At 72.6% G+C, this 19,838-nt stretch carries 24 protein-coding genes; 15 read left to right on the plus strand and 9 right to left on the minus strand.

Annotation, left to right across the window (positions count from 1 at the left end):
* Window positions 1-41 precede the first annotated feature (41 nt).
* The 13 genes from ACFYX4_RS28195 to hypE all read left to right on the plus strand — a co-directional run bounded on the left by ACFYX4_RS28195 (window position 42) and on the right by hypE (window position 12,305).
* Entirely contained in the window at window positions 42-1,826 is a 1,785-nt protein-coding gene (locus ACFYX4_RS28195) for a nickel-dependent hydrogenase large subunit (RefSeq protein ID WP_389339150.1), read from the plus strand.
* Window positions 1,823-2,428: a hypothetical protein gene (locus ACFYX4_RS28200; protein WP_389339152.1), complete on the plus strand. Its 606-nt coding sequence runs from the start codon at window positions 1,823-1,825 to the stop codon at window positions 2,426-2,428. The genes ACFYX4_RS28195 and ACFYX4_RS28200 overlap by 4 nt, the downstream gene beginning before the upstream one ends.
* A complete protein-coding gene (locus tag ACFYX4_RS28205) occupies window positions 2,425-3,075 on the plus strand; it encodes a DUF5947 family protein (protein WP_389339154.1) in 651 nt (216 codons plus the stop codon). The genes ACFYX4_RS28200 and ACFYX4_RS28205 overlap by 4 nt, the downstream gene beginning before the upstream one ends.
* On the plus strand, window positions 3,072-3,818 hold the full coding sequence (locus ACFYX4_RS28210; protein WP_389339156.1) for a DUF6084 family protein: 747 nt from the start codon (window positions 3,072-3,074) through the stop codon (window positions 3,816-3,818). Before ACFYX4_RS28205 ends, ACFYX4_RS28210 begins: the two co-directional genes overlap by 4 nt.
* Entirely contained in the window at window positions 3,815-5,266 is a 1,452-nt protein-coding gene (locus tag ACFYX4_RS28215) for a hypothetical protein (RefSeq protein ID WP_389339158.1), read from the plus strand. Before ACFYX4_RS28210 ends, ACFYX4_RS28215 begins: the two co-directional genes overlap by 4 nt.
* Entirely contained in the window at window positions 5,263-5,814 is a 552-nt protein-coding gene (locus ACFYX4_RS28220; RefSeq protein ID WP_389339160.1) for a hydrogenase maturation protease, read from the plus strand. Before ACFYX4_RS28215 ends, ACFYX4_RS28220 begins: the two co-directional genes overlap by 4 nt.
* Window positions 5,815-5,825: 11 nt before the next feature.
* The gene (locus ACFYX4_RS28225; RefSeq protein WP_389339162.1) at window positions 5,826-5,930 is read left to right on the plus strand and encodes a DUF6893 family small protein; all 105 of its coding nucleotides are present in this window, start codon (window positions 5,826-5,828) and stop codon (window positions 5,928-5,930) included.
* Window positions 5,931-6,130: 200 nt separating this feature from the next.
* Window positions 6,131-6,526 (plus strand): hydrogenase maturation nickel metallochaperone HypA, encoded by a 396-nt coding sequence (gene hypA, locus ACFYX4_RS28230; RefSeq protein ID WP_389339164.1) that lies wholly within the window; start codon window positions 6,131-6,133, stop codon window positions 6,524-6,526.
* 3 nt (window positions 6,527-6,529) lie between these two features.
* A complete protein-coding gene (gene hypB, locus ACFYX4_RS28235) occupies window positions 6,530-7,357 on the plus strand; it encodes a hydrogenase nickel incorporation protein HypB (RefSeq protein WP_389339166.1) in 828 nt (275 codons plus the stop codon).
* Window positions 7,354-9,792 (plus strand): carbamoyltransferase HypF, encoded by a 2,439-nt coding sequence (gene hypF / locus ACFYX4_RS28240; protein ID WP_389339168.1) that lies wholly within the window; start codon window positions 7,354-7,356, stop codon window positions 9,790-9,792. The genes hypB and hypF overlap by 4 nt, the downstream gene beginning before the upstream one ends.
* A gap of 20 nt (window positions 9,793-9,812) precedes the next feature.
* The gene (locus ACFYX4_RS28245) at window positions 9,813-10,118 is read left to right on the plus strand and encodes a HypC/HybG/HupF family hydrogenase formation chaperone (protein ID WP_389339170.1); all 306 of its coding nucleotides are present in this window, start codon (window positions 9,813-9,815) and stop codon (window positions 10,116-10,118) included.
* A complete protein-coding gene (gene hypD / locus ACFYX4_RS28250) occupies window positions 10,115-11,242 on the plus strand; it encodes a hydrogenase formation protein HypD (RefSeq protein WP_389339172.1) in 1,128 nt (375 codons plus the stop codon). Before ACFYX4_RS28245 ends, hypD begins: the two co-directional genes overlap by 4 nt.
* The gene (hypE, locus tag ACFYX4_RS28255; RefSeq protein WP_389339174.1) at window positions 11,235-12,305 is read left to right on the plus strand and encodes a hydrogenase expression/formation protein HypE; all 1,071 of its coding nucleotides are present in this window, start codon (window positions 11,235-11,237) and stop codon (window positions 12,303-12,305) included. The genes hypD and hypE overlap by 8 nt, the downstream gene beginning before the upstream one ends.
* A 95-nt stretch (window positions 12,306-12,400) precedes the next feature.
* On the opposite strand, the gene ACFYX4_RS28260 is transcribed toward hypE, so the two are convergent.
* The 4 genes from ACFYX4_RS28260 to ACFYX4_RS28275 all read right to left on the minus strand — a co-directional run bounded on the left by ACFYX4_RS28260 (window position 12,401) and on the right by ACFYX4_RS28275 (window position 13,829).
* On the minus strand, window positions 12,401-12,784 hold the full coding sequence (locus ACFYX4_RS28260; RefSeq protein WP_389339176.1) for a hypothetical protein: 384 nt from the start codon (window positions 12,782-12,784) through the stop codon (window positions 12,401-12,403).
* Between the two features lie 95 nt (window positions 12,785-12,879).
* Window positions 12,880-13,137: a hypothetical protein gene (locus tag ACFYX4_RS28265; RefSeq protein WP_389339178.1), complete on the minus strand. Its 258-nt coding sequence runs from the start codon at window positions 13,135-13,137 to the stop codon at window positions 12,880-12,882.
* Window positions 13,124-13,369, minus strand: coding sequence for a DUF6400 family protein (locus ACFYX4_RS28270; RefSeq protein WP_389339180.1), 246 nt, complete (start codon window positions 13,367-13,369; stop codon window positions 13,124-13,126). Before ACFYX4_RS28270 ends, ACFYX4_RS28265 begins: the two co-directional genes overlap by 14 nt.
* An 85-nt stretch (window positions 13,370-13,454) precedes the next feature.
* Complete coding sequence (locus ACFYX4_RS28275; RefSeq protein WP_389339182.1) at window positions 13,455-13,829, minus strand: VOC family protein; 375 nt, start codon at window positions 13,827-13,829, stop codon at window positions 13,455-13,457.
* Window positions 13,830-13,963: 134 nt separating this feature from the next.
* Here ACFYX4_RS28275 and ACFYX4_RS28280 point away from each other — a divergent pair, with 134 nt between their 5' ends.
* Complete coding sequence (locus ACFYX4_RS28280; protein ID WP_389339184.1) at window positions 13,964-14,464, plus strand: flavin reductase family protein; 501 nt, start codon at window positions 13,964-13,966, stop codon at window positions 14,462-14,464.
* Window positions 14,465-14,477: 13 nt separating this feature from the next.
* Here the strand turns inward: ACFYX4_RS28280 and ACFYX4_RS28285 are convergent, their stop codons facing one another.
* From ACFYX4_RS28285 to ACFYX4_RS28300, 4 genes are all read right to left on the minus strand, one after another.
* Window positions 14,478-15,932, minus strand: coding sequence for a pyridoxal phosphate-dependent decarboxylase family protein (locus ACFYX4_RS28285; protein WP_389339186.1), 1,455 nt, complete (start codon window positions 15,930-15,932; stop codon window positions 14,478-14,480).
* A gap of 82 nt (window positions 15,933-16,014) precedes the next feature.
* On the minus strand, window positions 16,015-17,211 hold the full coding sequence (locus ACFYX4_RS28290; RefSeq protein WP_389339188.1) for an MFS transporter: 1,197 nt from the start codon (window positions 17,209-17,211) through the stop codon (window positions 16,015-16,017).
* A gap of 162 nt (window positions 17,212-17,373) precedes the next feature.
* Entirely contained in the window at window positions 17,374-17,871 is a 498-nt protein-coding gene (locus tag ACFYX4_RS28295; protein ID WP_389339190.1) for a peptidylprolyl isomerase, read from the minus strand.
* Window positions 17,872-18,010: 139 nt separating this feature from the next.
* Window positions 18,011-18,439 (minus strand): hypothetical protein, encoded by a 429-nt coding sequence (locus ACFYX4_RS28300; protein WP_389339191.1) that lies wholly within the window; start codon window positions 18,437-18,439, stop codon window positions 18,011-18,013.
* Window positions 18,440-18,659: 220 nt separating this feature from the next.
* Here ACFYX4_RS28300 and ACFYX4_RS28305 point away from each other — a divergent pair, with 220 nt between their 5' ends.
* Window positions 18,660-19,085, plus strand: coding sequence for a hypothetical protein (locus tag ACFYX4_RS28305; RefSeq protein WP_389339193.1), 426 nt, complete (start codon window positions 18,660-18,662; stop codon window positions 19,083-19,085).
* A gap of 29 nt (window positions 19,086-19,114) precedes the next feature.
* Here ACFYX4_RS28305 and ACFYX4_RS28310 read toward each other — a convergent pair whose 3' ends face one another.
* Complete coding sequence (locus ACFYX4_RS28310; protein ID WP_389339195.1) at window positions 19,115-19,837, minus strand: response regulator; 723 nt, start codon at window positions 19,835-19,837, stop codon at window positions 19,115-19,117.
* Between the last annotated feature and the right edge of the window lies 1 nt (window position 19,838).

Here is a 19,838-nt window from a genome sequence, read left to right on the forward strand (position 1 = left end):
ACACCCCCAGCTCCCGCGCGACGAAGGGCACGGCACACACGATGGCACCGACGACGAAGACGGCCGGCGACGGCAGCGGCCTGGTGGAGATGGCCTGGGACCCGATCACCCGGATCGTGGGCAGCCTGGGCATCCACACCAAGATCGATTTCAAGCAGAAGCGGGTCGCCGAGTGCTACAGCACGTCGTCGGTCTTCCGCGGCTACAGCGTCTTCATGCGCGGCAAGGACCCCCGCGACGCCCACTTCATCACCAGCCGCATCTGCGGCATCTGCGGCGACAACCACGCCACCTGCTCGGTGTACGCGCAGAACATGGCGTACGGCGTGAAGCCCCCGCACCTCGGCGAGTGGATCATCAACCTCGGCGAGTCCGCAGAGTACATGTTCGACCACAACATCTTCCAGGAGAACCTGGTGGGGGTCGACTACTGCGAGAAAATGGTCAAGGAGACCAACCCCGGCGTCCTCGAACTGGCCGAGCGCACCGAGGCGCCGCACGCCGGGGAGCACGGCTACCGCACCATCGCCGACATCATGCGCTCGCTCAACCCCCTCGAGGGCGAGTTCTACCGCGAGGCGCTCCAGGTCAGCCGCTACACACGGGAGATGTTCTGCCTCATGGAGGGCCGCCATGTGCACCCCTCCACGCTCTACCCGGGCGGCGTCGGAACCATCGGCTCCGTGCAGCTCTTCACGGACTACCTCAGCCGCCTCATGCGGTACGTCGAGTTCATGAAGCGGGTCGTCCCCCTGCACGACGACCTGTTCGACTTCTTCTACGAGGCCCTGCCCGGCTACGAGGAGGTCGGCCGCCGCCGCGTCCTGCTCGGCTGCTGGGGCGCCCTCAACGACCCCGAGTACTGCGACTTCACCTACGCCAACATGACCGACTGGGGCCGGCGCATGTTCGTCACCCCCGGCGTGATCGTCGACGGCAAGCTCGTCACCAACGACCTCACCGAGATCAACCTCGGCATCCGCATCCTGCTGGGCAGCTCCTACTACGAGGACTGGCAGGGGCAGGAGCAGTTCGTCACCCACGACCCGCTCGGCAACCCGGTCGACCCACGCCACCCGTGGAACCAGCACACCATCCCCGCCCCGCAGAAACGGGACTTCGACGGCAAGTACAGCTGGGTCATGTCGCCCCGCTGGTTCGACGGCAAGGACCACCTCGCGCTCGACACCGGCGGCGGCCCCATCGCCCGCCTGTGGTCGACCGCCCTGTCCGGACTCGTCGACACCGGGTACGTCAAGGCCACCGGCCACAGCGTGGTGATCAACCTGCCCCGCACCATGACCCGGCCCGAGGCCACCTTCGAGTGGAAGATCCCGCGCTGGAGCAACGCCCTGGAGCGCAACCGCGCCCGCACCTACTTCCAGGCCTACACCGCCGCGGTCGCCCTGCACTTCGCGGAGAAGGGTCTCGAGGAGGTCCGCGCCGGACGCACCCAGACCTGGGAGAAGTTCGAGGTCCCGGACGAGGGCATCGGTGTCGGGTTCACCGAGGCGGTGCGCGGCGTGCTCTCGCACCACATGGTCATCCGCGACGGCAAGATCGCCAACTACCACCCCTATCCGCCGACCCCCTGGAACGCCAGCACCAGGGACACCTTCGGCACGCCCGGCCCCTACGAGGACGCCGTGCAGAACACCCCGATCTTCGAGGAGAACACCCCGGAGAACTTCAAGGGCATCGACATCATGCGCGCGGTGCGCAGCTTCGACCCCTGTCTGCCCTGCGGCGTCCACATGTACGTCGGCGGCGGCAAGACCGTGCAGAAGATGCACGTCCCCACCGGCCTGAGCGGACTGGGCGGATGAGCGCCACGACATCCCGGCCCCAGCACGCCGGCACCGGAGCACAGCCCGAGCACGCCGGCGCCGAAGCACGACCGGAGCGCTCCGACGCCGGGGCGCGGCCCGTGAACGCGGAGGAGACCGGGCGCCGGATCGAGGAGGTCCTCGACCGGCTGGCCACGTCCGGCGACCCGGCGGCCGCCGCGGCGGCCGAGGAACTCGTGCGCTCCCTCATGGACTTCTACGGCGCCGGACTCGCCCGCGTCCTGCGGCTGCTGTCCGCCAGCGGCGAGCCCCTCGGGACGCTCCTCGGCGACGAACTCGTCGCGAGCCTGCTCGTCCTGCACGACCTCCACCCCGAGGACCGCGCCACCCGTATCGCCCGCGCCCTGGACAACGTCCCCGAACACGCCCTGGAAGTCGTCCACTTCGACGAGGACAGCGGCGCTCTGACCCTGCGCTCCCGGACCGGCGGGGGTGGAGGCGGGGGCTGCGGCTGCGGCACCGGCGTCCAGCAGGCGGCCGAGCAGGCGCTCGCCTGCTTCGTGCCCGAGGTCAGGTCCGTCGAGGTGCGGACCGCCCCCGCGGAGCCCGCCCTGCTCCAGATCGGCACCGGGCCACGATGAACACCTCCCCGGCATCCATGCCCCGGTCGGCCGGCCTGCGCAGGTTCCTGACGGAGCGTCAACCACAGCCCGAGCGGTGCGAGTTGTGCGCGGTGGCCGTCGGTGACGCCGACCACCGCCACCTCGTCGACACCGAACGGCGCGCTCTCGTCTGCGCCTGCACCCCCTGCGCGCTGCTGATGGAACGGCCCGGCGCGGCGGCGGGCCGCTTCCGCACGGTGCCCTCCCGCTACCTCACCGACCCCGGTCACCGACTCGACGACCGCGCCTGGGAGGCGCTGCGGATCCCCGTCGGCGTCGCCTTCTTCTTCCGCAACGCGGCGCTGGACCGCCTGGTCGCCCTCTACCCGAGCCCCGCCGGGGCCACCGAGAGCGAACTCGAACCGGCCACCTGGACGGACGTCCTCGGCGGCAGCCGGCTCGCCGAACTCCTCGAACCCGACGTCGAGGCGCTGCTGCTGCGCCGCGCCGACGGCCGCTGCGACTGCCACCTCGTGCCCATCGACGTCTGCTACGAACTCGTCGGACGCATGCGCCTGCTCTGGCAGGGCTTCGACGGCGGAGCCGAGGCCCGCGCCGCCCTCGACGCGTTCTTCGCGGACGTCGAACGGCGCGCCCGGCCCGTCGGCGGGACGGGGGCCACGTGACGGAACTCGCCTTCGCCTGCACCGGCGTTCGCGCCGACCGGTACGCCGCCGGACCCACCCTCGTCTTCCGGCTGCGCGTCACGGCGGCCGACGGCGCCCGGGTGCACGCCCTCGCCCTGCGGTGCCAGCTCCGTGTCGAACCCGCCCGCCGCGGCTACGGACCCGACGAGGCCGAGGCGTTGACGGACCTCTTCGGTGAACGCTCCCGCTGGGGCAGCACGCTCCAGCCGGTGCAGTTCGCCGAAGTGCCGCTGATGGTCCCCGGCTTCACCGGCGAGACCGAGGCCGACCTCGTCGTGCCCTGCACCTACGACATGGACATCGCGGCCTCCCGCTATCTGTCCGCGCTCGCCGACGGCGAGATCCCCCTGCTCATGCTCTTCTCCGGCACGGCGTTCACCGGCGCGGGCGGCTTCCAGGTCGAGCCCGTCCCCTGGGACCGCGAGACGGCGTACCGGATGCCCGTCGCCGTCTGGCGGGAGATGATCGACCAGCACTTCCCCGGCTGCGGCTGGATCCGGCTGCCCCGCGACGCCATGGACGCCCTTCTCGCCTACCGCTCACGGCACGCCCTGCCCTCCTGGGAAGCGACCGTGCGCGCCCTGCTCGACACCGCCGACGACGGCGGCAGTGACGGAGGCGGGAGCGACGGCGGCGAGGGCCGCGGAGGCGGCGGCGCCGCCCCACCGCGGACGGACCCGTTCCGCGCACTCACCGGCACCACCGGAAGGACGAACCCGTGACCGCGACCGCGTTCGCCCCGCAGACCGAGGAACGGTTCGCGCTCGCCCGCCAGGTCGCCGACGCCGTCCTCTTCGAGGGCTACGTCCTCTACCCGTACCGGGCGTCCGCCGCCAAGAACCGGCTCCGCTGGCAGTTCGGGGTGCTCGTCCCGCCCGGCTGGGGAGCCGACCGCGAGGAACACGACTTCCAGCACACCGAGTGCCTGATGGAACCCAAGGCCGGCGCGACCCTCTCGGTCGAACTGCGCTTCCTGCACGCCCGCCGGCGCACCGTGCAACGGCTCCGCCCCGACGGCGATTTCGAGAATGTCCCTGAACTCCCGCTCGAAGACCGGGTGTTGATGCCCTGGGACGAGGGCGGCGAGGAACGCGTCGAAGTGGTCGCGCGCGTCGAGGAGTTGCTCGGTGACGGCGTCACGGTCCCGTTCCGCCGACCCGTGCGCGAGGACGCCGAACCGGTCCTGGACGAGGCCGGCCGGACCGTCGGCCGACTGCTCCGGCGGTGCGAGGAGGTCAGCGGTGAGCTGCGGCTGTCCGCCGTCGAACTCGACGGCCCCTACCGGGTCATGCGGCTCACCGCCGTCGTCGAGAACACCACCGCCTGGACGCCCCCCGACGGCGGCGGCGACCGGGACGCGGCCCTGCCGCACTCCCTGGTGGCCTCCCACCTCCTCATGGCCCTGAGCGCCGGATCGTTCGTCTCCATGACCGATCCCCCCGAGTGGGCCAAGGGCGCGATCGCCGGCTGCCGCAACCTGCACACCTGGCCCGTCCTCGCCGGGGAACCCGGCCGCGCCGACCTCGTCCTGTCCTCGCCGATCATCCTGGAGGACCACCCGGCGATCGCCCCGGAAAGCCCCGGCGCGCTCTACGACGCCACCGAGATCGACGAGATCCTCGCGCTGCGCACCGCCGCCCTCACCGACGACGAGAAACGCGAGGCCCGCGGCACCGACGAACGGGCCGCCGCCGTGATCGACCTCGCCGACTCGATGCCGCCCGAGGTGCTGGAACGCCTGCACGGGGCGGTGCGCAGCCTGCGCGAGACGACCCGCCCCGGCACCACGGCGCACGCGGCGCCCTCCGTGGGCGGCTTTTCCGACGGCTTCCCCGACGAGCACGGAGTGCCCCGCCCGGACACCCCCTGGTGGGACCCGGCGAGCGACGCCGGCTTCGACCCCGCGCACGACCGCGTCCTCGTCGACGGCCGGTCCCTGGGCGCGGGCAGCCGCGTGACGCTGCGCCCCGGCCTGCGCCGCACCGACGCGCAGGACCTGTTCCTCCAGGGCCGCACCGCGCGCGTCGAGGCGGTCCTGCACGACGTGGACGGCGCGGTGCACCTGGCCGTCACCGTCGAGGGCGACCCGGGCGCCGACATCCGCCGCGAGCAGGGCCGATTCCTGTACTTCCAGCCCGACGAGATCACCCCCCTGGAGGACGACGCATGAGCCTTCCCGGGCCGCCCGGCGCGAGGACCCTCGTCGCCGGAATCGGCAACATCTTCCTCGGGGACGACGGCTTCGGCGTCGAGACCGCCCGTATGCTCGCCGAGCGTCCCCTGCCCCCGCACACCGAGGTCGCCGACATCGGCGTACGCGGCGTGCACCTCGCCTACCAGCTCCTCGACGGCTACGACACCCTCGTCCTCGTGGACGCCACGGCGCGCGGCGGGGTCCCCGGCACGCTCTACGTCATCGAGCACGACGGCTCCGGCGCGGACGAGAGCGGGGACGCCCCGGCGCTCGACGGCCACCGCATGACCCCCGACTCGGTCCTGGCGCTGCTGGACACCCTCTGCGCGAGCGCCGGCGGGGAGCCGCCGCGCCGGATCCTGGTCGTCGGCTGCGAACCGGCCTCGGTGCAGGAGCGCATGGGACTCAGCACGCCGGTGGCCGACGCCGTACCGCAGGCCGTTCGGCTGATCGAGGAACTGCTGCGGGACGACCGACCGGAACGGTCCGCGACGCGGGCCACGGCCGGGGAAGCATCCAAGTGAGGAGAGACGCAATGAAGAAGAACATCATCGGCGGCGCGGCGCTCGTCGCCGTGGGCGTCCTGGTCCGGGAGGTCCTCCCCGACATCCGCCGCTACCTGCGGATCCGCCGCATGTGAACCGCGCTCCGGACGCGGCGGTCCGGATGAGCGGGCAGCCGTGCGGCACGAAGACCGCCCATGTGCCGCGCGGCTGCGTCGAACGGCGTACCCGGCCACGGGCGACGGCGTGCCGGGCCACCGCCCGCGGGCTCCTCGCCTCTAATGGGACATCGCCGAGGCCGGCGCAGGCCGGCCCGGCCCCGGGAGGACCGAGACCCATGCACGAGATGTCCGTCGCACTGGCGGTGATCGACCAGGTCGAACAGGCCGCCGCACGGGACGGGAACGTCACGGCGGTGCGATCCGTCCGGCTCCAGGTCGGCGAACTCGCCGGCGTCGTGCCCGACTCCCTCTCCTTCTGCTTCGAACTGGCCTGCGCCGGCACCGTCCTGGAAGGCGCCGAACTCGTCACCGAGGCGGTGCCCGCACGCGCCCGCTGCGCGCCCTGCGCCCACGAGTGGGCCGTCGGCATGCCGCCGAGCCTGACCTGCCCCCGCTGCGGCGGGACCACCGCCGACCTGCTCTCGGGCCGGGAACTCCAGATCGTCAGCGTGCACTGGGAGGACGACCGGACGCACGCGCAGACCCGCGAACCGATCTCCGAGGAGTGCTGAACCATGTGCCGTGTGGCCGACCTGCAACAGGCCGTGCTCGCCAAGAACGACGCGTACGCGCAGAGCCTGCGCACCGAGCTGGCGGCGCGCGGCGTCGCGGTCGTCAACCTGCTGTCCAGCCCCGGCAGCGGGAAGACCGCCCTGCTGGAACGCGAGCTGCTGCTCGCCCGCGAGCGCTCCGTCCCCGTCGCCGCGCTGACCGCCGACCTCGCCACGGAGAACGACGCGACCCGCCTGGCCCGTTCCGGCGTCCCCGTCAAGCAGGTCCTCACCGACGGGCTGTGCCACCTGGAGGCGGCGATGCTCGGCCGCCACCTCGACGGCTGGCTGCCCGACGACACCCGGCTGCTGTTCGTCGAGAACGTCGGCAACCTGGTGTGCCCGGCCTCCTACGACCTGGGGGAGACGCTCAGGGTCGTCCTCGCCTCCGTCACCGAGGGCGAGGACAAGCCGCTGAAGTACCCCACCGCCTTCGGCCTCGCCCATCTCGTCGTGGTCACCAAGACCGACATCGCCGAGGCCGTCGACTTCGACGAGGCCGCGTTCCGCGCCAACGTCGAGCAGGTCAACCCGGGCGTCGAGGTGCTCATGACCTCGGCGCGCCGGGGCAGCGCGGTCGGCGCGCTGCTCGACCGGGCGACGGCGGCGGCGGACGGCGCGCCCGTTCACGAACCGGTCATGGCCCGCTGCACGTCCGCGCTCGGACACGGACACACCCATGACCACGGTCACGATCACGTCCATAACCACGGGCACGACGACGGGCACGGTCACGATCACGCGCACAGCCACGACGACGGCACCGGCGCCCTCGCCCACACCCACTCGTGAGCGGACCGCTGCCCCCCGCCGCCGTCACCGACGCCGGCCCCGACGACACGCCACGCCGTCGGCGCGTCACCGTACGGGGCGTGGTGCAGGGCGTGGGCTTCCGGCCGTACCTGTACGGCCTGGCCACCGAACTCGCCCTCGCCGGACATGTGACCAACACCCCGGAGGGCGTGGTGGCCGAGGTCGAGGGCACCGCCTCGGCCGTGGCCCGGTTCTGCGACCGAATCGCCCGACACGCGCCCCCGCTGGCCCGGGTGGAGTCCGTCCACCACCAGGAGCTGCCCGTGACGGGCGGCAGGGGCGGCGGCCCGTTCACCATCCTCGCCTCCCGCGCCGACGGCCCCGTACGCACCCTGGTCTCCCCGGACACCGCCACCTGCGCCGCCTGTCTGGACGAGCTCGCCGACCCCGCCGACCGGCGTCACCGCCATCCCTTCGTCAACTGCACCCACTGCGGCCCGCGTTTCACCATCGTCACCGGCGTCCCCTACGACCGGGCCCACACCACCATGGCCGGCTTCGCCCTGTGCCCCGACTGCGCCCGCGAGTACGCCGATCCCGGCGACCGGCGCTTCCACGCGCAGCCGGTCGCCTGCCCCGCCTGCGGCCCGCGCCTGCGACTGCTCGTACCCCGGGCCGACGGCGGCGCGCCGGAGGCCGCCGACGCCGACCCCGTCACCGAGGCCCGCGCGCTGCTCGCCCGGGGCGCGATCCTCGCCGTGAAGGGCCTCGGCGGCTACCACCTCGCCTGCGACGCCACCGACCGCACCGCCGTCACCCTGCTGCGCCACCGCAAGAACCGGGGGGACAAGCCGTTCGCCGTCATGGCCCGCGACACGGCGGACGTCGAGCACCTCGTCCGGCTCGGCCCCGAGGAACGGAGCCTGCTGGAGAGCGCCGCCCGGCCCGTCGTCCTGCTGCGCCGGCGGACGGACCCGGCGTACCCGGCGGGCGCCCCGCGGCCGGCCGAGGCCGTCGCCCCCGGCAGCCCCGACCTCGGCGTGATGCTCCCGTACACGCCCCTGCACCATCTGCTGCTCGGGCTGCCCGGCGACCCCGAGGGCCCCCGGCTGCTCGTCATGACCAGCGGCAACGCGGCCGGCGAGCCCATCGTCACCGACGACGCCGAGGCGCTGGAACGGCTGGCGCACCTGGCCGACGCCTGGCTCACGCACGACCGACCGATCCGGGTGCCGTGCGACGACTCCGTGGTCCGCGTCAGCGACGGGGAGCCGCTGATCGTCCGCCGGTCCCGCGGCTACGCCCCGCTGCCCGTGCCGCTCCCGCTGCCGGTCGGGCCGGCCCTCGCCGTCGGCGGCGACCTCAAGAACGCGTTCTGCCTCGGCGAGGGCCGCCGGGCCTGGCTGTCCGCGCACATCGGCGACATGGACGACCTCGCCACCCAGCGCGTGTTCGAGCACGCCGTCGCGCATCTGACGTCCCTCACCGGGGTGCGCCCGGCGACGCTGGCCGCCGACCGCCATCCCGGCTACCGCTCCACCCGGTGGGCCGACCGGAGCGCGGCAGGGCGTCCCGTCGTGCGCGTCCAGCACCATCACGCGCACATCGCCGCCGCGATGGCGGAACACGGGCTGGACGGAGCCCGGCCGGTCATCGGCGTCGCCTTCGACGGGACGGGCCACGGTGACGACGGCGCGGTGTGGGGCGGGGAGATCCTGCTCGCGGACTATGACGGCTTCACCCGGTTCGGGCACCTGGCGTACGCGCCGCTGCCCGGCGGCGACGCGGCGGTGCGCCGGCCGTACCGCATGGCGCTGGCCCACCTGCGGGCGGCCGGCATCGACTGGACGGACGACCTCGCCTGTACGTCCGCCTGCCCGGCCGATGAACTTCGTGTGCTGTCACGGCAGTTGGAGCGCGGACTGAACTGCGTCCCCACCTCCAGCATGGGCCGGCTCTTCGACGCGGTGTCGTCGCTCACGGGCATCTGCCACCACTCCGGCTACGAGGCCCAGGCGGCCGTCGAACTGGAGGCCGCGGCGCTGCACGCGCCGTCCGGGGACACCACTGCCTATGAGTTCGCACTTCGCGCGCCGGATTCGGACGTGGGAGTCGGGAACGGTGGCGGTGGCGCGGTGCGGGCCGATCCCGCACCCGTCCTCGCCGCGATCGTCGATGACCTGAGGGTCGGTGAGCCGCCCGCCGTGGTCGCCGCCCGCTTCCATCGGGCCGTCACCGGCCTGGTGCACCGGATGTGCGTCCGGGCGCGCGAACGGCACGGGCTGGACACGGTCGCCCTGACCGGAGGGGTGCTCGCCAACACCCTCCTTTCCTCGGCCTGCGCCGAGGCACTGCGCCGTGACGGCTTCACGGTCCTGCGGCACCGCCTGGTGCCACCCAACGACGGCGGCCTGGCGCTCGGCCAGCTCATGGTGGCGGCCCGTGCCACGAACCGGACCGCGACCACCGACTGAGCGACAGCGAGGAGAGGCCCATGTGTCTGGCGGTACCCGGCAGAGTGCTGGACATCGAGGAACGCGACGGCACCCGGATGGCCACCGTCGACTTCGGCGGAGTGGTCAAGGAGGTGTGCCTGGAGTACCTGCCCGACCTCCGGGTCGGCGAGTACGCCATCGTCCACGTCGGCTTCGCCCTGCAACGCCTGGACGAGGAGTCGGCACAGCGGACGCTGGAGCTCTTCGCCGAACTCGGCATGCTCCAGGAGGAGTTCGGCGACGCATGGGAGACGGCGGCGGCCGAGGCGGGCGTCGACTCCGTGAAAGAGGTGCGCAACCAGTGAAGTACATCGACGAGTTCCAGGACCCGGACCTGGCCCGCAGGCTCCTCGACGACATCCACGCCACGGTGACCCGGCCCTGGGCGCTGATGGAGGTCTGCGGGGGACAGACGCACAGCATCATCCGGCACGGCATCGACCAACTCCTGCCCGACGAGGTCGAGTTGATCCACGGACCGGGCTGTCCCGTGTGCGTGACACCGCTGGAGGTCATCGACAAGGCCCTGGAGATCGCCTCCCGTCCGGGCGTGGTCTTCTGCTCCTTCGGCGACATGCTCCGGGTGCCGGGCACCGGCCGGGACCTGTTCCAGGTGCGCGGCGAGGGCGGGGACGTACGCGTCGTCTACTCGCCGCTCGACGCCCTGCGGATCGCGCAGAGCAACCCCGACCGGGAGGTGGTGTTCTTCGGCATCGGCTTCGAGACGACGGCCCCGCCGAACGCCATGACGGTCCACCAGGCCCGCAAGCTGGGCGTCGGGAACTTCAGCATGCTGGTGTCGCACGTCCGCGTGCCGCCCGCCATCGAGGCGATCATGGCGTCGCCGAGCTGCCGCGTGCAGGGCTTCCTCGCGGCCGGGCACGTGTGCAGCGTGATGGGCGTGGGGGAGTACCCCGAACTGGCCGAGCGCCACCGGGTGCCGATCGTCGTGACCGGGTTCGAGCCGCTGGACATCCTCGAAGGCGTCCGCCGGACCGTCCGCCAGCTGGAACGCGGCGAGCACACCGTCGACAACGCCTACGCCCGCGCCGTCCGCCCCGAGGGCAACCCGGCGGCCAGGGCCATGCTGGAGGACGTCTTCGAGGTCACCGACCGCGCCTGGCGCGGCATCGGCGTGATCCCCGGCAGCGGCTGGCGACTCGCCCCGAAGTACCGGGACTTCGACGCCGAGCACCGCTTCTCCGTCGACGGCATCCAGACCCGCGAACCGGCCGAGTGCCGCAGCGGCGAGGTCCTCCAGGGACTGCTCAAACCGCACGAGTGCGAGGCCTTCGGCACCCTGTGCACGCCCCGCACCCCCCTCGGCGCCACCATGGTCTCCAGCGAGGGCGCCTGCGCCGCGTACTACCTGTACCGGCGGCTGGACCTGACCCCCACGACGGCCCGGGAGGCGACCCCCGTTGTCTGACACCACCGAGTCCCGCGGCGACATCGAGTCCTGGACCTGCCCGGCCCCGCTGCGCGACCGGCCGCGCGTCGTCATGGGGCACGGCGGGGGCGGGGCGCTCTCCGCCGAGCTGGTGCAGCAGATCTTCGCGCCCGCCTACGGCGGTCAGACGCTGGCGCAGTTCGGCGACGCCGCCACCGTCTCCCTGGGCGGCGCGCGGCTCGCGTTCTCCACCGACTCCTTCGTGGTTCGGCCGCTGTTCTTCCCCGGCGGCAGCATCGGCGACCTCGCCGTCAACGGCACCGTGAACGACCTCGCCATGAGCGGCGCCCGCGCCGCCTACCTCTCCTGCGGCTTCATCCTGGAGGAGGGCGTCGAGATGGAGACGGTCGGCCGGGTCGCCGAGGCGCTGGGCGCGGCGGCGCGCGCGGCGGGCGTCGAGGTGGCGACCGGCGACACCAAGGTGGTGGAGGCCGGCCACGGCGACGGCGTCTACATCAACACCGCGGGCATCGGCCTCGTCCCGGCCGGCGTCGACCTGCGCCCGCAGCGGGTCGTCCCCGGGGACGTCGTGATCGTCAGCGGCGCGGTCGGCGTCCACGGCGTGGCGATCATGAGCGTCCGGGAGGGGCTGGAGTTCGGCGTGGACATCGAGAGCGACTGCGCCGCGCTCGGCGGACTCGTCGACGCCATGCTCGCCGTCACCCCCGAGCTACACGTGCTGCGCGACCCCACGCGGGGCGGCCTCGCCGCCGCGCTCAACGAGATCGCGGCGGCCTCCGGCACGGGCGTCGTCATCCGGGAGCGCGACGTCCCGGTCCCGCCGGCCGTGGCCAACGCCTGCGCCATCCTCGGCCTGGACCCCCTGTACGTCGCCAACGAGGGCAAGCTGGTCGCCTTCGTCCCCCGCGAGCACGCCGACGCCGTCCTCGACGCGATGCGGGCCCATCCGCTGGGCGCGGACGCCGTGATCATCGGTGAGGCGGTCGCCGCCCACCCGGGCATGGTGGTGGCGCGCACCGGGCTGGGCGGCACGCGCGTGGTCGACCTGCCGCTGGGGGAGCAGTTGCCACGGATCTGCTGAGGGGCGCGCTGCCGGGAGGGGCGCGCTGCCGGGAGGGGCGCACGCCGGTGTGCGCCGACGTGCGCGGTTGCCGATATGTGCGATTGTCGACGTGGCTAACCGGGCCTGCGCTTGGACGGCGGGTCCTGCGGGTCCACGCCGGTCGTCGCGGAGGCGTCGCGGGTACCGCTGGGACGCCGGGAACGCCCCTTGGCTCCGGTGTCCCGCATCCCCGCTTCGCTCTCGCCGCCGTACTCCTCGCCGCGCGCACTGTCGCTCTCGACCGTGTCGCCCGGAACGGACTTCGACTCCTGTGCGGACTTCTTCCGGCCGCGGCCCTTCTCGCCGGCGTGCTCGGTATGGAACGAACGGTGGGCGCTCGGGTTCTCCTGCTGGTGGGTCTCGTCCACATCGGGAGCCCAGCCGTGCTGCCCGGTGCCCTGGTGACGGCTCGGACCTTCCCCGTGCGGGGGCTCGGACGAGCGTGGATTCTTCGGCATGGGGCGACCTGCCTGTTCAGTGGGGGGACGCCGGTAGGGCGTCACCGCGATAGGAAAAGTCTCCCACTGTGGGACATAACGGTCATATCAGAGACTTACCGCCGCCGGAACCCGCTGGTGATGCGCTGCCAAGGGGAACGCGTGGCTCCGAAACCGGTCTCGTGGGTCCAGATGTGCGTGCAGGACGGGCACTGGAGGTGGAGCAGGCTGCCGGTGTTGGACAGCAGGTACCGCCAGTGCGAGGAGCAGGTGCGCCGCTCCTCGCACGCCTCGCACCCCTGGCTGTCGTCGCACGCGGGGCAGGCCACCCAGGCCCGCCGTCCTCTGTCGGCCTGCGGGTCAAGAGGCAGCACGGCCGCCCCTCCCCGCGGGGAGCACGCCGGCCCGGACCAGCTCGTCGTACACCCGCCGCTGCTCCTCGCTGAGACCGGAGTACAGCAGCTCCTGCGCGGCTTCCTCGTCGCGCAGGACGGCGACGGGATCCCATTCGGGGCCGAGCGCGTCCAGGACGTGGGCGCGCCGTTGCATCTCGTGCGCGGTCAGGTCGACGGAGAAGTCGACCGGAGCGGGGGATTCGGAGCACATGCCCGCGAACTTAGGTAGACCTTCCTGGGAGAGGCAAGAGCGCGTGGGAGAAGTCACAGCAGGTCGGCGACGCTCTCGCCACCCCTCATGAGGGTTCTTGCAGCACCGAGAGCACGTTCCCGGCAGGATCCGTGAACCAGGCGATGAGCGGGCCCCCACCCCGGAAGATGCCCTTCTCGTCGGCCGGAAGCTGCTCGTACCGCTGGAACTCCACACCCCGCCGCCCCAGCTCCTCGACGGCCGCCTCGATGTCGTCCACGGGGAAGTTGAGGATCGTGAACGTGGCCGGCGTGTGGTCCGGCTTGGGGTACACCAGGACGTCGTTGTCGCCCGCGATGTGCAGTGTCAGTATCCCGTTCTGCTCCGACACCCTGAGGCCGAGCGTCTCTCCGTAGAACTTCCGAGCCGCGTCGACGTCGTCCACGGAGAACCCGCCGTACGCCTTCGTCGCACCGAACATGACCGCCTCCCGGGTCTGTGGTTCCGGTCCGTCGTAGGTGATGACCGCGCGGCTCTCCGGAACTCATCGCACATCGTCGACGAACCTGGGTCCGCCGCCTGTGTCACGTGAGACGGAGGGGACAGACTGAGGGCATGAGCTCTGTGGACATGGACGTCTTCATCGATCGGCTCGATCCCGACATGTGCGTAGTGACCGCCGCGGCGGGCGGGGAGCGGGCGGGGTGTCTCGTCGGGTTCGCCGCGCAGTGCTCCATGCGGCCGGTGCGGTTCGTGGTGTGGCTGTCGAAGGTGAACCGGACCTATGAGGTGGCCCGCCGCGCCGACTTCCTCGCCGTCCATCTGCTGACGACGCGGCAGCGCGAGCTGGCCGAACTGTTCGGCGGGGAGACCGGCGACGAGGTGGACAAGTTCGCCGGCGTCCGCTGGGCCGAGGCGCACGGCGGGGCCGTCGTGCTTCAGGACGCGTGTGCGTGGTTCGTCGGCGGCGTCGAGCAGCGTGTCGACGCGGGCGACCATGTCGGGTTCGTCCTGGAACCGGTTCAGACCGGTGAGCAGGAGGACGGCGACGGGAAGCAGCCCCTGCTGCGGCTCTCCCACGCACTCGGCATCGACCCCGGACACCCCGTGGACTGAGTGCCCCCGATCGTCAAGTCCCGCCGCCGGGCGCGGATTCGGCCGCGGCGCGTCTGATGGCGTCCAGCGCGCGCGTCACGTCCTCGTCGGTCGTCGACCAGTTGCTCACCGATATCCGCATCACGCGACGGCCGTGCCAACGGGAGCCGCTGATCCACGTCGTGCCGTCGGCGAGCAGCCGCTCCAGGACGCGGTCCGTGCGCCCGTCGTCGCCGAACGCGGCGCAGACCTGGGTGAACACCACGTCGTTGAGGACCGTCGCGCCGTCGATCGAGGCGATGCCGGCGGCGAACGCGGACGCGTGCCGGCACAGCCGGTCGACGAGTTCGGCCACCCCTGACCGGCCGAGGGACCGGAGCGCGGCCCACACGGTGAAGGCCCGGCCGCGCCGGGAGAGCTCGGGCACCTTGTCGATGGGATCGCCCTGCTCGTCCTGGATGAGGTACGCGCCGCGCAGGCCCATCGCCGCCCGAAGCGCCGCCGGGTCGCGCACGACGGCGAGGCCGCAGTCGTACGGGACGTTGAGCGTCTTGTGGGCGTCCGTGGCCCAGGAGTCGGCGTCCGCGCAACCCGCCGTCAGATGCGCGTATCGCGGCGAGGCCGCCGCCCACAGGCCGAACGCGCCGTCGACGTGCACCCACGCGCCCGCCTCGTGAGCGACGCGGACCGTGTCCGTGAAGGGGTCGAACGCGCCGGAGTGGATGTCCCCGGCCTGAAGAACCACGACCGTGGGGCTGCCGCTGCCGCTGCCGCCGCTGTTGCTGCTGCCGCCGCTGCCGCGAGGCTCGTCGCGTCGCTCGCCGTATCGCCCCTCCGCCGCCAACGCCTGCCGCAGGCCCTCCGGGTCCACCCGCCCCTGATCGTCCGCCCACACCACCTCCGGCCGCCCGAGGCCCAAATAGCGCAGCGCCAGGTCGACGGCCATATGACGGGCCTCGCCGACGACGACCCGGACCGCGGGACCGCCCACGAGCCCGTCGTCGGCGACGTTGCGGCCGGCCCGCCCCAGCACCGCGTCACGCGCGGCAGCGAGACAGGTGAAGTTCGCCATCGTGGCCCCGGTCGTGAAACCGACGGCGCTGCCGTCCGGCAGGGCCAGCAGATCGAGCAGCCACGCGCCAGCGATGTCCTCCACCGCCGCGTAGGCGGGGGTGACGGCGCGCATCACGCTGTTCTGGTCCCAGGCGCTGACCAGCCAGTCCGCGGCGAGCGCCGCCGGTTCGGCACCGCCGACGACGAAGCCGTAGAAGCGCCCGCTGGGAAACGCGGTGAGCCCCGGTTCACAGGCCGTGGCGAGCAGATCGACGACGTCGGCGGGCGCGCCGGGGCCGTCGGGCAGGTCGACGCCGAGCGCGCGCACGATCTCCTCGACCGAGGCGCGGGCGGGAACCGGGCGGTCGGACAGACTCGTCAGCCAGCGGACGGCATGGCCGTAGGCCTGGCGGAGCGCCGCCTCGCGCGCGTCCATACCTCGGACTATGGGACGGCGCGCGCCACCGTGCAGGCCACGCCGTGTCTGGGTCCGGGTCCGGGTCCGGGGGAGAGGGTTGTCAGGTGCCCGTCGTCGTCAGGACCGGCCGGCGGAGCAGATACACCGCCGCCGTCGAGACGAGGACGGCCATGACCGCGATGAACACCAGACCCGCGCCCTCCAGGCCCATCGGGCCGGACAGCAGCCCCACGCCGATCACCGGCAGCGAGATGCCGGTGTAGGCGACCAGGAACAGCGTCGAGATCACCGCCGCACGCCGGTCCGCCGGCGACGCCGCCGCCACCGCCGTCAGCGCCCCGCGGAACGACAGCCCCTGCCCGATCCCGCCGACGACCGCGCTCAGCACCACCAGGATCAGCAGATCCCACCGGAGCGCGCCCGCGAGCAGCGCCAGCCCGGCGAGGAGCACGGCGCAGCCCAGCGGCAGCGAGCGCCCGACCCCGATCGGGCCGACCGCCAGCTGTCCAGCGGTCGAGGCGAAGAACGCCAGCGCGACGACCAGACCGCTCACGGCGTGGTTGTGCACGTCCAAGGACTGCGCGAGGAACGCGGGGCTGACCGAGGTGAACACCCCGAACAACGCGAACCCCACGAACGACGCCGTCGCCGCCGGCCCGAACACCGCGCGCACCTGCGGCGGCAGACCGGGCCGCTGCGGCCGCAGAGTGCTGAGCGGCCGCCGCTCCCGCACGGTCTCCGGCAGCCACAGCAGGACGGCGACCGAGCAGGCGATCAGGCCGAGATGGACGACGAACGGCAGGTACAGCGGCCAGGGCGCGTACTGCGCGAGCACGCCGGCGACCAGCGGACCGCAGCCCAGGCCGCCCAGGTTGGCGGCCGTCGCCACGAACGTGGCCCGTGCCGCGCCGCCCGACGGGCCCAGGTCCATCACATACGCGGTGGCGGCCCCGGTGAACAGCCCCGCGGACAGGCCCGACAGCAGCCGCCCGGCGTACAGCCAGCCCAGTCCGGTGGTGCACAGGAAGCAGACGGCGCTCAGCGCCGCGAACCCGAGCCCCCACAGCAGCACCGGGCGTCTGCCCACGGCGTCCGAGGCGTTGCCCGCCAGCAGCAGCATGCCGATGACTCCGAAGGCGTACACCGCGTACACGACGGTCACCGTCAGCTCGGAGAAGTGGAACTTGTCCTGGTACAGGCTGTAGAGCGGGGTCGGCAGTGTGGTGCCGGCCATGCACACGGCGAACACGACACCACTGAGCACACACCGCGTCCACCCTCGGCGATCACCGTCCATGCCGCCGACGGTAAACCCGGCGCGGCCCCGGCCCCGGCTCGACGTGCCCGGCGCGCCGCCGGAAGCCGCGAAGGCCCGGGCCCCGGGCGGACGCCATCGCCACGAGGGCGTCCGTGTGGGGCCGGGCCTTCTTCGCCGCTGCCGACGACTCCTACGCCACGATCAGAGCTGGCCGGAGGAGGCGATGGTGATCTTCGCCGAGGTCGAGCCGCTGCGCGAGCCGAGCGACTCGATCTTCCGGACGACGGCCAGGCTCTCCTCGTCGGCGACCTCGCCGAAGACGACGTGCTTGCCGTCCAGCCAGTCGGTCACGACCGTGGTGATGAAGAACTGCGAGCCGTTGGTGTTCCGGCCGGCGTTGGCCATGGACAGCAGGCCCGGCCGGTCGTGCTTGAGGGTGAAGTTCTCGTCGGCGAACTTCTCCCCGTAGATGCTCTTGCCGCCCGTGCCGTCGCCACGGGTGAAGTCGCCGCCCTGGAGCATGAAGGCGGGGATGACCCGGTGGAAGGACGAGCCGGCGTAGCCGAAGCCCTTCTCACCCGTGGCCAGCGCGCGGAAGTTCTCCGCCGTCTTGGGCGTGACGTCGTCGAACAGATTGAAGTTGATGCGCCCGGCGGGCTCGTCGTTGATGGTGATGTCGAAGTAAACCTTGATCGTCATACCCCTATCCTGCACGCTCCGACGCCACCCCCGCACCGCGGGTTCCCGCTACATCCCTGAATCACCCGATAAAGCCCGTGATGGGATCGGGCGTCTGTCGGCGCTCGCGGATCACTCTCCGCCCCGGTGTTCTTCCTGTTCAGCAGAGGTCCACGGAATCGGCCGGGTCCTGGCCCACGTTCACGTTGCCGCCCCATACCCAGACGTGGTTGTACGGGCCCGGGGAGGGGATGACGCTGTCGTGCACGGTGCCGCGGTACCAGACGTCGGTCGTGTAGCCGCCTGCGGTCACCCTCTGGCCGTGCACGTAGCAGACGCCGTCCATGTAGTAACGGTTCGGCGTGGAACCGGTGTTGACGACGACGCCGCTGCCGGTGCTCGGAGCGGTGCGGACGTTGCTGTGGGTCTGGAGCGAGACGTAGAAACCGGCGTGGGCCATGCCCGCCGAGGCGAGGACGGACAGGGCCGCGGCGGCCACCGTGCCGAGGACGGCGAGCCGGGCACGGAGCCCGCGCCGGGAAGCCGGTCCCTCGGACGCGGGCCGGCGGGTGGGCAGTTGCGTGGTCACGAGGGCTCCTCGGGGGTCGGACGTAGGCCGGACGGCGGCCGTCTCTTCCCTCAGGGGACGCACCGCCCACCGCCCCCGTATGACTCCGCACGACGCCGAAGTCCGACTGGGCCGCCGTCATACGGCGCTGCCGCCCCGCCCGTCTCTCAGGCAGACGGCAGACGCCGGTCATCGCGGCGTCGTCCGTTCACCCCGTCCCACTCACGACCCGGGAGAACCCATGCGCCTCACCCGCCGCACCGCCGCCGCGGTGCTGACCGCCGCCACCCTGCTCACCGGCTCCGCCGCCGCACAGGCGACCGCCGACACCTCCCCGCCGCCGCCCCAGACCCGCACGGTCGCCCAGGCGGCCCCGGCAGCCGACCGCATGTACCACACGTGGGCGACCGACGTGAACCTCCGCGCCAACGAAGCCGACCAGGCGACATGCAGCCGCTATCCGTCCGTCAGCAACTGCCCGAACGTCCGCCAGCGGGTCCAGCCCCACCACCAGCTCTACGTCTACTGCCAGAAGCAGGGCCAGACCATCGGCGGCAACCCCTACTGGCTCCTCGTCAACGACTACACCGACTCCAACACCGGCTGGCTCGCCAGCTACTACATCGACTACCCCCACAACCGCCTCCCCGACGTCCCCGACTGCTGAGCAGCAGCGGAGGGAACGGGAGCACCGGATCACGGCCGGGGTCGGGCGTGCCCGTGCTGCCAGGCCCAGGCCGCGATCTCGACACGGTTGCGGGCGGCGAGCTTGAGCTGGATCCCGGACAGATGCGTCTTGACGGTGGAGAGGGAGACGTACAGCTCGGCGGCGATCTCGGCATTGGTGCGGCCCAGGGCGACCAGGCGGGCCACGTCCGACTCACGCTGGGTGAGCGGCTCCAGGAGAGGCTCCTGCCGCGCCGACGGAAGGGTCTCCTCCGCCACCGCGTCCGGCCGGTCGGTGAGATGCCTGAGCAGTCGGACGGTGACCGAGGGCGAGACGAGCGAGTCGCCGACCGCCGCGGCCCGCACCGCCTCCGCGAGGAGCGTCGGCCCGGAGTCCTTGAGCAGGAACCCGCAGGCCCCGCCGCGCAGCGCCCCGTACACGTACTCGTCCACATCGAACGTGGTGACCACGACGACCCGCAGGGGATCGGCGACGTCGGGGCCGGCGAGCAGCCGGGTGGCCTCCAGGCCGTCCAGCTTGGGCATCCGGATGTCCAGCAGACACACGTCGGGCCGCTCCCGCCGGGCCAGCGCTACGGCTTGCTCGCCGTAGGCGGCCTCCGCGACGACCGTGATGTCCGGCTGGGCGTCCAGGAAGAAACGGAATCCGGTGCGGACCATCTCCTGATCGTCGGCGATCAGCACGCGGATGGGCGGGGAACCGGGGGCGGGAGCGGGAGTGGGAGCGGCCATG

The organism is Streptomyces sp. NPDC002328, from assembly GCF_042890065.1.
Lineage (GTDB): Bacteria > Actinomycetota > Actinomycetes > Streptomycetales > Streptomycetaceae > Streptomyces.